The sequence below is a fragment of the Achromobacter sp. NPDC008082 genome (assembly GCF_042957345.1).
Classification (GTDB): Bacteria; Pseudomonadota; Gammaproteobacteria; order Burkholderiales; family Burkholderiaceae_B; genus Achromobacter; species Achromobacter kerstersii_A.
In genome coordinates this window covers 473,613-487,869 of the sequence record NZ_JBIBIB010000003.1, presented here as the reverse complement: position 1 = coordinate 487,869, position 14,257 = coordinate 473,613, and the positions used below count along the sequence as shown (strand labels likewise).

At 62.9% G+C, this 14,257-nt stretch carries 14 protein-coding genes; 11 read left to right on the top strand and 3 right to left on the bottom strand.

Annotated elements, in window-relative coordinates; genetic code table 11:
- Nucleotides 1-95 precede the first annotated feature (95 nt).
- On the bottom strand, nt 96-713 hold the full coding sequence (locus ACFZAI_RS14340) for a TetR/AcrR family transcriptional regulator (protein ID WP_391567483.1): 618 nt from the start codon (nt 711-713) through the stop codon (nt 96-98).
- Between the two features lie 105 nt (nt 714-818).
- On the opposite strand from ACFZAI_RS14340, the gene ACFZAI_RS14335 reads away from it, so the two are divergent.
- The 7 genes from ACFZAI_RS14335 to ACFZAI_RS14305 all read left to right on the top strand — a co-directional run bounded on the left by ACFZAI_RS14335 (nt 819) and on the right by ACFZAI_RS14305 (nt 6,559).
- On the top strand, nt 819-1,868 hold the full coding sequence (locus ACFZAI_RS14335) for an MBL fold metallo-hydrolase (RefSeq protein ID WP_391567482.1): 1,050 nt from the start codon (nt 819-821) through the stop codon (nt 1,866-1,868).
- A 60-nt stretch (nt 1,869-1,928) separates the two neighbouring features.
- On the top strand, nt 1,929-3,542 hold the full coding sequence (locus ACFZAI_RS14330) for an NAD(P)/FAD-dependent oxidoreductase (RefSeq protein WP_391567481.1): 1,614 nt from the start codon (nt 1,929-1,931) through the stop codon (nt 3,540-3,542).
- Nucleotides 3,543-3,845: 303 nt separating this feature from the next.
- Nucleotides 3,846-4,286 (top strand): Hsp20/alpha crystallin family protein, encoded by a 441-nt coding sequence (locus ACFZAI_RS14325; protein ID WP_391567480.1) that lies wholly within the window; start codon nt 3,846-3,848, stop codon nt 4,284-4,286.
- A 42-nt stretch (nt 4,287-4,328) separates the two neighbouring features.
- Nucleotides 4,329-4,733, top strand: a complete 405-nt coding sequence (locus ACFZAI_RS14320; protein ID WP_391567858.1) for an Hsp20/alpha crystallin family protein — start codon at nt 4,329-4,331, stop codon at nt 4,731-4,733.
- 95 nt (nt 4,734-4,828) lie between these two features.
- Nucleotides 4,829-5,101 carry a hypothetical protein gene (locus ACFZAI_RS14315; RefSeq protein ID WP_391567479.1) on the top strand — a complete coding sequence of 91 codons (273 nt, stop codon included), beginning with the start codon at nt 4,829-4,831 and terminating at the stop codon, nt 5,099-5,101.
- A gap of 217 nt (nt 5,102-5,318) precedes the next feature.
- Entirely contained in the window at nt 5,319-5,996 is a 678-nt protein-coding gene (locus tag ACFZAI_RS14310) for a TetR/AcrR family transcriptional regulator (protein ID WP_391567478.1), read from the top strand.
- A gap of 110 nt (nt 5,997-6,106) precedes the next feature.
- Nucleotides 6,107-6,559 (top strand): MaoC family dehydratase, encoded by a 453-nt coding sequence (locus ACFZAI_RS14305; protein ID WP_391567477.1) that lies wholly within the window; start codon nt 6,107-6,109, stop codon nt 6,557-6,559.
- A gap of 219 nt (nt 6,560-6,778) precedes the next feature.
- Here the strand turns inward: ACFZAI_RS14305 and ACFZAI_RS14300 are convergent, their stop codons facing one another.
- Nucleotides 6,779-7,768 carry a PAS domain-containing protein gene (locus ACFZAI_RS14300; RefSeq protein ID WP_391567476.1) on the bottom strand — a complete coding sequence of 330 codons (990 nt, stop codon included), beginning with the start codon at nt 7,766-7,768 and terminating at the stop codon, nt 6,779-6,781.
- Between the two features lie 294 nt (nt 7,769-8,062).
- Between ACFZAI_RS14300 and ACFZAI_RS14295 the strand changes: the two genes are divergently transcribed.
- The 4 genes from ACFZAI_RS14295 to ACFZAI_RS14280 all read left to right on the top strand — a co-directional run bounded on the left by ACFZAI_RS14295 (nt 8,063) and on the right by ACFZAI_RS14280 (nt 13,176).
- Entirely contained in the window at nt 8,063-9,676 is a 1,614-nt protein-coding gene (locus ACFZAI_RS14295; RefSeq protein WP_391567475.1) for a BCCT family transporter, read from the top strand.
- Between the two features lie 130 nt (nt 9,677-9,806).
- Nucleotides 9,807-11,060 (top strand): aromatic ring-hydroxylating dioxygenase subunit alpha, encoded by a 1,254-nt coding sequence (locus ACFZAI_RS14290; protein WP_391567474.1) that lies wholly within the window; start codon nt 9,807-9,809, stop codon nt 11,058-11,060.
- A gap of 65 nt (nt 11,061-11,125) precedes the next feature.
- The gene (locus ACFZAI_RS14285; RefSeq protein ID WP_391567473.1) at nt 11,126-12,040 is read left to right on the top strand and encodes a PDR/VanB family oxidoreductase; all 915 of its coding nucleotides are present in this window, start codon (nt 11,126-11,128) and stop codon (nt 12,038-12,040) included.
- Between the two features lie 59 nt (nt 12,041-12,099).
- Nucleotides 12,100-13,176: a porin gene (locus ACFZAI_RS14280; protein ID WP_391567472.1), complete on the top strand. Its 1,077-nt coding sequence runs from the start codon at nt 12,100-12,102 to the stop codon at nt 13,174-13,176.
- A 23-nt stretch (nt 13,177-13,199) separates the two neighbouring features.
- Here the strand turns inward: ACFZAI_RS14280 and ACFZAI_RS14275 are convergent, their stop codons facing one another.
- On the bottom strand, nt 13,200-14,153 hold the full coding sequence (locus ACFZAI_RS14275) for a LysR family transcriptional regulator (RefSeq protein ID WP_391567471.1): 954 nt from the start codon (nt 14,151-14,153) through the stop codon (nt 13,200-13,202).
- Between the last annotated feature and the right edge of the window lie 104 nt (nt 14,154-14,257).

Sequence of the window (14,257 nt, the reverse complement as noted above, 5' to 3'; positions counted from 1 at the left end):
GATGTTCAAGATGCCTACCCCCGGTGAATCGGTCTGATTTTTTGCGGTTAACGCAACGTATCGGGCGCTAGTGGCGATGTTTGCAATCGCGGCGTTTACCCCCGCCGCCCATAACACCCCAAGAACATTTCCACCGCCGCATCCGCCACGCGTTTGCTCTCGGCTTCGCCCAGCGGCGGTTGCCCGAGCGTGACCTGGGGCCAGAACGCGAAGCTCTTTACCAGCCCTTGCAACTGGTGCCCGGCGAAGTCCGGGTCCACATCCGCCAGCTTTCCGTCTGCAATCGCCGCGCGTATCCACGCCGTTACGCCGCCCTCTTTTTCACCCATGCGGCACACGATGCCCTGCGCGCGTTCGGGGGAATGGATGATTTCGGCCATCGCCACCCGCGCCAGATCAATGAAATTCGGGTCAGCCAGCAGCGCGAGCTTTTGCATCAGCAACTGCCGCAGTTGCTCGTCCAGGGCGACGTCGGCCCGATACGGGAGGTCAACGCTGGCGATACTGCTGGCCCATAGCTCCTCAAGAATGTGAGAGAACAGTTCTTCCTTGCTGGGAAAATGGTTGTAGACCGTGCGCTTGGACACGCCCGCCGCACTGGCGATGCGGTCCATGCTGGTGGCCTCAAAGCCGGCCGTTCGGAACTCTTCCACGGCCGCCCGCACAATGGCCTCGCGTTTGCGATCGGTCAGACGTTGCGGGGGACGGGGCATGGCGGCTGCAGGCTCGAATGGTTAACGTGCGGCGAATTTTACACTGGCCAGTGTACTTTTCAGAAAAACGAAACTACACTGCGCAGTGTAATTTTTCTGCCTGGAATGCTTACCGTGACCGCCCTGACCTCCTGCCCGCAATCCTCGCCGCCCCGCTACGCCGAATCGCCCCAACACCGCGATGGCCGCTTTCGCAACCCGCTGCCGCGCCCGTCGCTGGGCTTCTGGCAAGGCTTGAAACTGACCTGGACGTTCTTCTTCGCCAAGCCCAAGCACACCGTGCCGGACCGCGCCATCCCCGTGCGCGCTATCGACATCGCAGCGCTGGAAGCCGCGCCCGACCGCAGCCTGTACCGACTGGGGCATTCGACGATTCTGATGAAGCTGCGCGGCCGCTACTGGCTGACCGACCCGGTATTTTCCGAACGCGCGTCCCCCGTGCAATGGGCAGGCCCCGCGCGCTTCCATGCGCCCCCGATCTCCATCGAAGACCTGCCGCCGATTGCCGGCGTGATCCTGTCGCACAACCATTACGACCACCTGGACCGCGCCGCCATCGCCAAGCTGGCCGGCAAGACCGCCCGCTTCATCACGCCGCTGGGCGTGGGCGACCAGCTCATCGCCTGGGGCGTGGACCCGGCGTGCGTCGAACAGCTGGACTGGTGGCAGTCCACCGACGCTGACGGCCTGCGCCTGACCGCCACGCCGGCCCAACATTTCTCGGGCCGCGGGCTGACAGACTCCGACCGCAGCCTGTGGGCGTCATGGGTGATCCAGGACGCCGACTTCCGCGTGTTCTTCAGCGGCGACAGCGGCTACTTCGACGGCTTCAAAGCCATCGGCGACGCCTACGGCCCCTTCGATCTGACGCTGATGGAAACCGGCGCCTATGACAAGCGCTGGGCTTTCGTCCACATGCAGCCCGAAGAAACGCTGCAAGCGCATCAGGATCTGCGCGGCCGCTGGCTGCTGCCCATACACAACGGCACGTTCGACCTGGCGCTGCATCCGTGGGAAGAACCGTTCGAACGGATCATGGCGCTGGCAAAGGAAAATGACGTCTCGCTGACCACGCCCATGATGGGCGTGCGGGTGAACATGACGGCGCCGGGGGTGGGCACGCCGTGGTGGAGAAAGGGCGGCGTCACGCCATAAACGCTCCAGTACAATCCGAGGTTTGGCGACGTTGTGATCGCCCACCCTCTGGACCAAAGCATGTTGCGACTGTCTGAAATCAAGCTGCCGTTGAACCACACGCCCGAAGAATTGCCTGCCGCGATTCTTAAAAAACTAGGCGTTCCGGCCAGCGATCTGCGCGGCTTCACCATCTTTTTGCGCAGCTACGACGCGCGCAAGAAACACAATATCCTGCTGACGTACACGCTGGATATCGACATCGAAAACGAAGCCGCGCTGCTCCAGCGCTTTCACGATGATCGCCATGTCAAGCCGACGCCCGACACCGAATACAAATTCGTCGCCCAAGCGCCCGCCACGCTGAGCAAGCGCCCCATCGTCATCGGCACCGGCCCCTGTGGCCTGTTCGCGGGGCTCGTCCTGGCGCAGATGGGCTTCAAACCCATCATCCTGGAACGCGGCAAGGCGGTGCGTGAACGCACCAAAGACACCTGGGGCCTGTGGCGCAAACGCGTCCTGAACCCGGAATCGAACGTGCAGTTTGGCGAAGGCGGCGCAGGCACTTTTTCGGACGGCAAGCTGTACAGCCAGATCAAAGACCCCAAGCACTACGGCGAAAAGGTCCTGAAGGAATTCGTGCTGGCCGGCGCACCGGAAGAAATCCTGTTCGTCAGCAAGCCGCACATCGGCACGTTCCGCCTGGTGGGCATGGTGGAAGTCATGCGCGACACCATCACCAAGCTGGGCGGCGAAGTTCGGTTTTCCAGCAAGGTTGAAACGCTGCACCGCGAAAACGGCCAGGTGACGGGCGTGACGCTTGCCAGCGGCGAACACATCGAAGCCGACCACGTCGTGCTGGCCATTGGCCACAGCGCACGCGACACGTTCCAGATGCTGCACGACCAGGGCGTGTTCATGGAAGCCAAGCCGTTCTCGATCGGCTTCCGGATTGAACACCCGCAATCGCTGATCGACCGCGCCCGCTTCGGCCCCAGCGCTGGCCACCCGATTCTGGGCGCGGCCGACTACAAACTGGTGCACCACGCCAGCAACGGGCGCTCGGTGTACAGCTTCTGTATGTGCCCGGGCGGCACGGTGGTCGCCGCCACATCGGAACCGAACCGCGTCGTCACCAACGGCATGAGCCAGTACTCGCGCAACGAACGCAACGCCAACGCGGGCATCGTGGTGGGGATTTCACCCGAGGTGGATTACCCCGAGCACGTCTTGGCCGGCGTGGACTTTCAGCGCAAGTGGGAGTCGCAGGCGTTTGTGCTGGGCGGCGAAACTTACAGCGCGCCGGGTCAGCTGGTGGGGGATTTCCTGGACGGCAAGGCGTCGACGGAATTTGGTTCGGTGCTGCCGTCGTACACGCCGGGCGTGCATCTGACCGACCTGGCCACCGCCCTGCCCGACTTCGCCATCACGGCTATCCGCGAAGCGCTGCCCGCCTTCGACAAGACCATCAAGGGTTTCGGCATGCACGACGCTGTGCTGACCGGCGTGGAAACGCGCACGTCCTCGCCCATTCGCATCAAGCGCGATAACGACACGCTGCAAAGCCTGAACACCAAGGGCTTGTTCCCGGCGGGTGAAGGCGCGGGCTATGCGGGCGGGATTCTGTCGGCGGGCGTGGATGGGATCAAGATCGCCGAAGCGGTGGCGTTGAGCATCATGAGCCGCCCGGCCTGAAGGCAACGTGCCCCAGGCCGCCACGCCTGAAGGCAACCGCGCCGGGCGCTGCGGCAAGCCGTCGAAAAAGCGTCGTTCGACGCGTGATGCCGCCGCCCGGCAACCCAGCTGAATTCGTCCAAATGCGGCGCTAAAAACCGGTAATTTTTTCCGCCGCCTTGATTGAAAAAATCAATCAATCCGTCTCTTGAAACCTGCGAACCCGCTGCCACATTTGCGCTATGGCGGGGCAACGCAGCATGAAAAAGTCTCAGGCCGCAGCGCCCTACGGCCGCCTGAACCAGACCTTATCGGGAGACGAACATGGCAACTTATCCATTTTTCGATAGCGGTATCAGTTCCGCGCTGGACACCCTGCAACAGCTGGACAACCTCCTGCGCTCTTCGACTGCGCCTTCGAATCTGCGGTCCACCGCGCGCGCAGGCTTTCCGCCCGTGAACGTGGGCACAAGCGCTGACTCGATTGAAGTCGTGGCGTTTGTGCCGGGCATCGACCCAAACGCGCTTGAGGTCACCATGGAAAAAGGCCTGCTGACGATTTCCGGCGAACGGCGCGAAGAAGAACCTTCGGGGCAAGCCACCCTGTACGCACGCGAACGCGCGCGCGGCCGGTTCAGCCGCGTGGTGGAGCTGCCCAGCGACGCGGACCCGGAAAACATCCAGGCGCGCTACACCGACGGCTGCCTTTGCATTTCCATCGGCAAGCGCGAATCCGCCAAGCCGCGCCAGATCACTATCCAATGAACTAGCCGACGACACAGGAGGATCATCATGGAAGAACGGAACATGCAAGAACGGAACCCGGTCGCCACCTCGCGCGGCTCGGAATCCTTGGCCAAGGTCTCGAACGCGAGCCAGCGCCCGGCCACCCTGCCCGCCGTGGATATCTACGAGAACGCCACCGGCATTACGCTGCTGGCCGATCTGCCGGGCGTGTCCAAGGAAAGGCTGTCGATCAAGGTGCAGTCCAACGAGCTGTTGATCGAAGGTGAAGCCGCGGTGCAAGTGCCTGCCGAGGTGCGCCTGGTGCACAACGAACTGCGCGAGCCGCTGTTCCGGCGCAGCTTCACCCTGGGCCACGACCTGGACAAGGACAACATCTCGGCCAACTTGAAGCACGGCGTGCTGACGTTGCAGATTCCGCGGCTGCGCGAAGCACAGCCTCGCAAAATCTCGGTCACCGTGACGTGATTTTCAGGCAACGCCCATGCGCCCGGCCTATGCCGGGCGCATGGGCGTTTGAGCCGTCGTGTGCAGATCTTGTAAAGATCTTGAGGAGGGGAGCCATGGAGCATTCCGTCATCACGCCATATCGCGGCTACGTACTCAGCGTTCGCGCGATTCCGTTGCGTGCACTTGAAAAGCCTGGTTCGCTGCCCGCCGGCTTTATTTCGCTGGTGCAGGTAGTGCGTGGCACAGACATCCTGGTCGATTGGTGCATGCCTTGCCCCCACACGCCATGGGAAACGCCCGCCGAGGCGTTGCGCGAGGGCACGCTCTACCTGCAACGGCTAATCAACACGGGCGCCATCGGATTGACGGCGCCGATGCTGCAATAACCCGCGCAGACGGCCAAGGCGGGCGGCGCCACCGGCGCGGCCCCATTCTCTTGCAAGCCGACGTGCGAGACGCGGGCCACCTGCCACAACTGAAGAAATATCATCAAGCACTTTGATGATGATCGACATCAATGTATATTCACTGCCTGGATGAGGAGTTGGCGCGGCGTTGACGCGCAGGCACGCGAAATCGGGATCGCCACATGAAGGTCATTAAATGAAGGTAACCAAGGCGCAGGCGCAGGCCAACCGTGCGCACATCGTCGAGACCGCTTCTGCCCTGTTCCGAGAGCGCGGCTACGACGGCGTCGGCGTGGCCGAGCTGATGGCCGCCGCCGGGTTCACCCACGGCGGGTTCTACAAGCACTTCCGGTCCAAGGCCGACCTGATGGCCGAAACCGCCGCGTCGGGGCTGTCGCAATCCCTGGCGATGACGGGCAAGATGGACCTTGCCAAATTCATCAACGTCTACGTGTCACGCGCGCACCGAGACGGACGCGGCGCTGGCTGCACCATGGCCGCGCTGTGCGGCGACGCCGCGCGCCAGACAGAAGACGTCAAAGCCACCTTCGCAGCGGGCATCGAAGACATGCTGGCGGCGCTGGGAAAGGAGGAGGGTTCGACGCAAGATTCCGACCCGAATGCGACGCATGATTCGGCCCGGAATCCGAGGCAAGATTCGCCCAAAAATCCGATGCAAGATTCCGACCTGACGGCAGACGCGGATTCAACCGCCAAGCGCGCCCGCGCCAAGCGGATCGATCTGCTGGCCCATGTGATTGGCGCCGTCGCGCTGTCGCGCGCCTGCCCCGATGATTCCCCGCTGGCGGACGAAATCCTTGAAGCCTGCCGCAGCGAACTGCTGGCGTCGTTGGCGCCGAAAGCCGCCGGCTGATCTACGTTTTCCCCGCATTTAACGCTTACCACTAAACGCTTAACACTTAGCGCTTAACACTTAGCGCTTAACACTTAGCGCTTAACGCCGATTTGACGGAGCACCCCGACATGGCCGAGCACTACCTCGAAGACCTGACCCCTGGACAACGCTTCATCGGCACCGCCCGCGTACGCGTCACCCGCGAACGCATCAAAGCCTTCGCCTCGGAATTCGATCCGCAGCCGTTTCATCTGGACGAAGACGCCGCCAGCGGCACGCTATTCAAAGGCCTGGCCGCCAGCGGCTGGCACACTGCGGCGTTGACGATGCAGTTGCTGGTCGCCAGCGAGTTCAAACCGGCAGGCGGCATCATCGGCGCGGGCGTGGACGAAATCCGCTGGCCGCTGCCAGTCCGCCCGGATGATGAATTAAGGATCGAAGGCGAAGTGTTGGAGGTACGGCCGTCGAAGACGCGGCCCCAACAAGGCTTGGTAAAAGCGCGCACGACAACGCTGAATCAGAACGATGAGATAGTGCAGATCTTCGTCAGCAATTTGGTGGTGCAGCGTCGCGGGGACTAAGGGGCGATGGAGTAAGGGGCGAGGGATAGAGGGACGAGGGAGAAAGGCGAGAAGGATAAATGACGGGCGTGTCTGCAGCCCAGAGTAGCCTTCACCGTTGGCTGGCCTTCACCGCTGGCTGACCTTCACCGCTGGCTGACCTTCACCGCTGGCTGACCTTCACCGCTGGCTGACCTTCACCGTTGGCTGGCCCTTACCGTTGGCTGGCCTTCACCACGCTCATTCTCCTTCGACCGCCAACGCAAAGTACGCAGCCGCCCCCTCGCTGCCGCGCGTCAGCACAGCGCGCACCCGCACGCGCTGCGCGCTGCCGTCTTTAGCGCGCATCTTCGCGCCAAAAACAGCGGTCGGCTTGCCGTGCAGCATCTTCTTCAAACGCGCCCCGCCATCGGCAAACACGCGCATCAGCCCGTCGCCCATCAGCGCGGCCTTGGCATAGCCAAGCATTTCCGCCAGCGCCGTGTTGGCGGACTCGCAGCGCAGCTCGGCGTCCAGCAACGCCATCCCCTGCGACGTCAACTCAAACACGGCTTCGAACCGCGCCTGCTGGTCCCGCAGCGACTGTTCCGTCAGCTTGCGCGCCGTGTTGTCCATGCTGATGCCCACAATCTTGACGATGCGCCCATCAAAGTCGCGCACGGGGGTCGCGCGCGACGAAATCCAGCGCAGGCTGCCGTCCGGCTGGATCAGGCGGAAATCGAATTCATGCGCGTTGCCGGTGCGTAGCGATTCCTCGTACGCGGCGTTCATCATCGGCACGTCTTCGGCGTGCACGTGCTTCCAGAAGCTTTCGTTGCTGACGATACGCCAGCCGTAGACAGCTTCGACGTTGGACGAGTAGCTGACGTCGTCCGTGATCAGGTTCCATTCCCAGGTCACAATGCGCGCGCCCTCTTGCGCCAGCTTCATGCGCGCTTCGCTTTCCATGATCTCGGCCATGTAGCGGCGGCGCGTATCGGTCATCGGCATCGCCACCGCGCTTGATGCGCCCGCCTCTTCCCGCGCCTGCTCGCCGTAGCGCAGCCAGATCCAGTTCACCCCCAGAAACGCCGCCAGCTTGCGCAGCTTTTCGTAGTCGATCTCGCCGCCCTTGGTCCATTTATGAACGGCGGGACGCGACACGTTGAGCGCCGTGGCGACGGCTTGCAGTGTCAGCTGCTTGTGCTCAAGCAGTTCTTTTAAGCGAAACGCAAAGCTATCTTCCGTCATCACATCGCCCCCGCAGGCGCAACGCCGAGGCGCAGCCGAAGGAAAAATACGGTGCCTGCGCGCGGGCAAACCAAACGACTCGTTACAAACGCGCGGATTTCCGATCGATGCTTGTCCATCAAGAAAGTAGTGCCTACAGTCTGGTTAATTGTTGGTTAATGTAAACCACTAGTTAACACCCAGCAAGAATAATCGTTTGCCGAAGCCGCGCGCTTGCGTTGCGCTTGGGCAGGCGATACCCCCCAGACTCGACACCAAAATACCCATGCGCCAAGACGCATCGGAGGAGACAACGTGAAAACATCCGCGCCACGCCGCGACGGGTTCCTAACCCTCTGCACGCTCACTGCCGTGCTGATTACCGTCATCGCCATGGTCTGCTGGCCCGCTGAAGCGGCCGCCATCGCCACCCTGTTGTTCGACGGGTCCACCCGTTCATTCGGCTCGCTGATCCAGGTGTTCGTCTTTGCCTGTGTCATCGCCTGCATCGCGCTGGCGTTCAGCAAATATGGCAACGTGCGCCTGGGCGACGGCAAGCCCGAATACTCGACGCTGTCATGGATCTTCATGTTCATCTGCGCCGGCATGGGGTCGTCGACCTTGTATTGGGGCGTAATGGAATGGGCCTACTACTACCAGTCGCCCGGCCTGAACGTTGCCGCCGGCACGCGCGACGCGCTGGAATACAGCATCAGCTATTCCTTCTTTCACTGGGGCCTGAGCGCCTGGGCGGTGTACGCCCTGCCCTCGCTTGCGATGGCCTACCACTTTCATGTGCGCAAGAAGGCGGGCTTGAACCTTGCGTCCATCATCCAGGCCATTACCGGGTTTCGCGCCACGGGGCCGGTCGGCCGCTTAGCAGACCTGATTTTCCTGCTGACGATGTTCGGCGCGCTGACGGTTTCCATCGCCCTGACCGCCACCACCTTCACGCGCGGCCTCGCAAGCCTGGCCGGCACCCCCGACACCTTCACCATGCAGTTGATCGTGATCGTCGGCGTGTCCGCGCTATTTTCAGCCAGCGCCTACATCGGCATCGCCAGCGGCATGAAACGCCTGAGCCATATGGTCTGTTGGGGCGCGCTGCTGCTGGCCGCCGTCGTCTTTGTCGTCGGCCCCACCCAGTTCTCCGGCAACAACATTGTTAACGGCCTGGGGCTGATGTTGCAGAACTACGTCCGCATGAGCCTCTTCACCGACCCCGCCGGCGACGGCGCCTTCAACCGCGGCTGGACGGTGTTCTATTGGCTGTGGTGGGTGTCGTACTCGCCGGGCGTGGCAATGTTCGTGGCGCGCGTATCCAAGGGGCGCAAGATCAAGGACGTCATCGGCGCCCTCTTGCTGGGCGGCAGCGCCGGTTGCTGGTTCTTCTTTGGCGCGCTGGAAAGCTACTCGATGCATCAGTTCCTGTCGGGCGCCATCGATGTCCCGCACATCCTGAAGGCGCAAGGCGGCGAAACGGCCGTCGAAATGCTGCTAAGCGCGCTGCCCGCCGGCAAACTTTTCCTGGGCCTCTACCTGGCGATCATGATCGTCTTCCTGGCGGCGCACGTCGATGCCGTCGCCTATGCCGTGGCCGCCACCACCACTCGCAACCTGTCCGAGGGCCAAGACCCTTCGCCCACCAGCCGCGTGTTCTGGTGCATCGCGCTAACGCTCGTGCCGCTTGCGATGCTGTTCGCCAAAGCATCGCTGGAAACGATGAAGACCGCAGTGGTGCTCACCGCCATCCCCTTCCTGTTCATCCTCGCCATCAAGCTGTTCGGCCTGTTCCGCTGGCTGATGCAGGACTACCGGGATGTCCCGGCGTACTTGATCGAATCGGCCGCGCAGCCGGGATCAGAAGACGCGGTCGTGTCAGACCTGCGCCAGCCGATCAAGACCGCGCGCGCCGTCGCAAACGGATAGCCCTGAACGAAAGCGCGCGCAGCAAGCGCTGCGCGCTTCCGAATCTATCGCTTCCGAATCTATCGCTTCCCAATCTATCGCTTCCCAATCAATCGCTGGCCCCCACGCCAACGCTTCCATGGAGACCATCATGAACCGCATCCCCCAACTGCCCGCCAACTTCTGCGCCGACGAAGAACACGCCTGGACCCTGCCCGCCTCGTACTACACCCAGGACGCGGTCTTCGATTACGAGAAAGAACAGGTGTTCGCCAACAGCTGGATCTGCGTCGCGCACCGCAGCGAACTGGCGGCGCCCAACGACTACGTCACGCGCGAGATCATCGGCGAAAGCATCATCGTGCTACGCGACCGCGAAGGCATCCTGCGCGCCTTCTACAACGTCTGCCCGCATCGCGGCCACCAACTGCTGCAAGGCAGCGGCCGCGCCAAGAACGTCATCACCTGTCCGTATCACGCGTGGACCTTCAAGCTTGATGGCGAGCTGGCCCTTGCCCGCAACTGCGACAACGTGCCCCACTTCGACCGCGACAAGGCGACCCTGGTCCCCATCCGGGTCGAAGAAACCGCCGGCTTTGTGTTCATCAACCTGAACCCGGACGCTGGCTCCGTGGAAGAACAACTGCCCGGCTTCGAAGCCCGCCTGCGCGCTGCGTGCCCGGTCGTGGACGACCTGCACCTGGCCGCCCGCTTTGTCACCGACACGCCCGCCAACTGGAAGTCCATCGTCGACAACTACCTGGAGTGCTACCACTGCGGCCCCGTGCACCCCAGCTTCGCGGACTCCGTCCAAGTCGACAAATACGCCCACACGATGCACGGCAACTGGACGTTGCAGTTTGGCTTGGCGAAGTCTTCCGAAAAGTCATTCAAGGTCGACCCGTCGGTGAAGGACCCCAGCTTCGCCGGCTTCTGGACCTGGCCCTGCACGATGTTCAACGTGCCGCCGGGCGCCGACTTCATGACCGTCATCTATGAATTCCCGGCCAGCGCTGGCGTGACGTTGCAGCACTACGAGATTTACTTTCTGAACAAGGAGCTGACCGACGAACAGCAGAAACTGGTGGAGTGGTACCGCGATGTGTTCCGCCCTGAAGACCTGCGTTTGGTTGAGAGCGTGCAGAAGGGGTTGAAGTCTAGAGGGTATCGCGGCCAGGGCCGCATCATGGTCGACCGCCAGCGTAGCGGCATCAGCGAACACGGCATCGTGCATTTTCATCGGCGATTGGCGACGGAGTACCAGGGCGCTGGACACGCGGGTGCTGGTCAAGCGGGTGCTGGACACGCCGGCGCTGACCACGCAGGCGCTGCGCATAAGGATGCCGAGCGCCAGGGTGCGGCGCCTTCTCACACGGCGCCAACGTCTCAACACGCCCCCGCATGATCATGACCGCCAACGCGCCCCTTCTTCATCAGGCTATGCAGGTGCGGGTTGCGCGCATTGAGCGCGTGACCCCGCTGATCAAACGCTTCACGCTGGAATCCAGCGACGGCAGCGCGTTGCCGCCCTTCTCGGGCGGCAGCCACATCATCGTGCAGATGCGTAACGGCGACAGCCACTACAACAACGCTTATTCGCTGATGAGTTCACCGCACGCGCTTGCCAGCTACCAGATAGGCGTGCGGCGGCAAACGCCATCCAAGGGCGGCTCGGCCTACCTGCACGACCAGGTCGGCGAAGGCGACCTGCTGACCATCACCCCGCCGAACAATCTGTTCGCGTTGGACGGCTCGGCCGGCCACCACGTGCTGATCGCGGGCGGCATCGGCATCACGCCGTTCATGTCGCAACTGCATGAATTGCTCAACCGTGGCGATTCATACGAACTGCACTACGCCTTCCGCGCAGAGGGGCACGGCGCCTTCCAAGATGAGCTGGCCCAGTCTTGCCCGGGCCGCGTCAGGTTCTATGACAGCAGCAATGGCCAAACCATGAACGTCGCCAGCCTGCTGCGTGACCTGAAACCCGACGCGCACGTCTATGTGTGCGGCCCTGGCACGCTGATCGACGCCGTGCACCGCGCGGCTCAGGGCGTGGGCGTTGCGCCGTGGCGTGTACACGTGGAGAAGTTCGCCGCGGCCAAGCCGTCTGGCGCCGCGTTCGCGCTGGTGCTGGCCAAGTCCGGCGTCACCGTGGAAGTGGCCAGCGGCGAATCCATCCTAGACGCGATTGAGCGTGACGGCACGGCCCCGGTCGACTGCCTATGCCGCGAAGGCGTGTGCGGCACCTGCGAAACCCGCATTCTGGAAGGCGAAGCCGTCCACTTCGATCAGTACCTGACTGACAAAGACAAGGCGGCGCAACAGACGCTGCTGATCTGCGTGTCGCGCGCCAAGGGTGAAAAGCTCGTGCTCGACCTGTAAACCACAACATCGCCCCGGCGCCACCGAGTGCCGGGCATCAAAGGGGGAGGAAACCACCAATGAAACAGATAGCCGGCCTTTGGCTGCTGGCGGGCGCAGTGCTGCCTTTCGCCACGCATGCGCAGACCAACGTCACCCTGTATGGCGTCATCAGCACCGCCTTGCGTTACACCTCCAACATCGATGGTGAACATGGCAGCTTGAGCCAGCTCGTCTCCAGCGGCATCGGCGGCAGCCGCTGGGGCCTGAAGGGTTCCGAAGACCTCGGCAACGGCAACCAGACCATTTTCGTGCTGGAAAATGGCTTCGGCACCAATAATGGCAAGACCGCCTACAACGCCTTGTTCGGCCGCCAGGCCTATGTGGGCGTGTCCGGCGCCTGGGGCAGCCTGACCCTCGGCCGGCAATACAACGCCTTGAACAACATCGGCTGGGCATACAACCCGCTGGACCAAAGCTGGGGCAACTTCTGGTCGGACCCGCTCTACACCGGCGGCGACGTCTTCTTTCAGGATTACCGCATCAACAACAGCGTGGTCTACAGCCGCAATACGGGGCCGCTCACCTTGCAGGTGGACTACGGCTTTGGGCAACAGGCCGGCAGCACGTCGCGCGGCTCCACGTTTGGCGGCGGCCTGATGTACCAGCAAGGGCCGCTGTCAGTCGGCGTGGCCTATGACCAGCATCGCGCGCGTACCGGGGACAACACGCTGCACAACTATTCCATTGGCGGTTCGTACGCGGTCGGCAAGGCCACCGCCTACTTAGGCCACATGGGCCGGCGCGAAACCGCGCAGCATCCGCGCTACGCCATCAGCTTTATCGGCCTGGGCTATCAGGTCACGCCCGCACTGCATGTATCCGGCGCCTACTATCGCTACCAGCAACGCGGCAAGGTCACGACGCAGTACCAGCCCGCGCCGGTGCTGCTTGGCAGCGGCAATGGCGACATCGTTGCGGCCGTGGCGGACTACGCCCTATCCCCGCGCACCAGCGTTTTTCTAGAACTTGACGCCACCCGAGCACGGGGCGGCGCGGTCGGCCGGGAAACCGAGTACTGGAGCGGCCAGGCGGCAACCGGCGTTGGCAGCACGACGCGCATTGGGGTGATGACGGGGATGCGGCATATGTTCTAAGCGCTTGCGCACCACGGTGACGTTCATGCCTTGGCTTCGTGCCCCATGGCGGCCGGGGCGACGGGGGCCGGGGCGACCGGGACCGGGGTGATCAGAACCGGGTGACGGGCCAGTTCGATGAAAGCCCGCACATAATCGATGGCGCTGTCCGCCTCGCGCGCCCCAAGAAAAATCTGCTTGGCGATGCCACGCATGCCCAGCCGCACCGGCACCACATCCATCCGGGCCGCGTATTCCTCGACCAGCCAGCGCGGCAGCGCCGCCACACCGCGTCCGCTGGCCACCATCTGCACCATGATGTCGGTGGTTTCGATGGCTTTATGGCGCTTGGGCGTAACCCCGGCCGGCAGCAGGAACTGGTTGTAGATGTCCAGGCGCTCGATGTCCACGGGATAGCTGATCAGCACTTCCTGGGTCAGCTGCTGCGGCTTCACGTAAGCAGCCGTGGCCAGAGGGTGGCCCTTGGCCACTACCAGCACCTGCTCGTAGTCGAACACGGGCTCGAACTTCAGGCCCGGCTTGAACAGCGGGTCGGGCGTAACCAGCAGGTCGATCTCGTAGCCAAAAAGCGCGCCGATCCCGCCGAACTGGAACTTCTGCTTGACGTCCACATCCACGTCGGGCCACGCCGCCAGATACGGTGAAACCACCTTTAGCAACCACTGATAGCAAGGGTGGCATTCCATGCCGATGCGCAGCGCGCCGCGTTCGCCCTGCGCGAACTGGCCCAGCCGCTCTTCGGCCAGGTCCAGTTGCGGCAGCACGCGGTTCGCCACCGCCAGCAGGTATTGGCCGGCCTGCGTCAAGCGCAGGCTTCGGCCTTCGCGCAGCCAGACGTCGGTGCCCAACTGCTGCTCCAGCTTCTTCATGCTGTGGCTCAGGGCCGACTGGGTCAGGTTCAACACGCCCGCGGCGGCCGTCAGCGACCCTTGCTTTTCGACCTGCTGGACGATGCTAAGGTGGATGCGCTCAAGCATTCAGATGATTCTTGCTCATGGATTGTTGAAATAAAACCATTTTACTTCATCGTTACCGCCCTTTAGCATGCGGTTCCAGCTTGATGCTGCAACTGCACAAAATC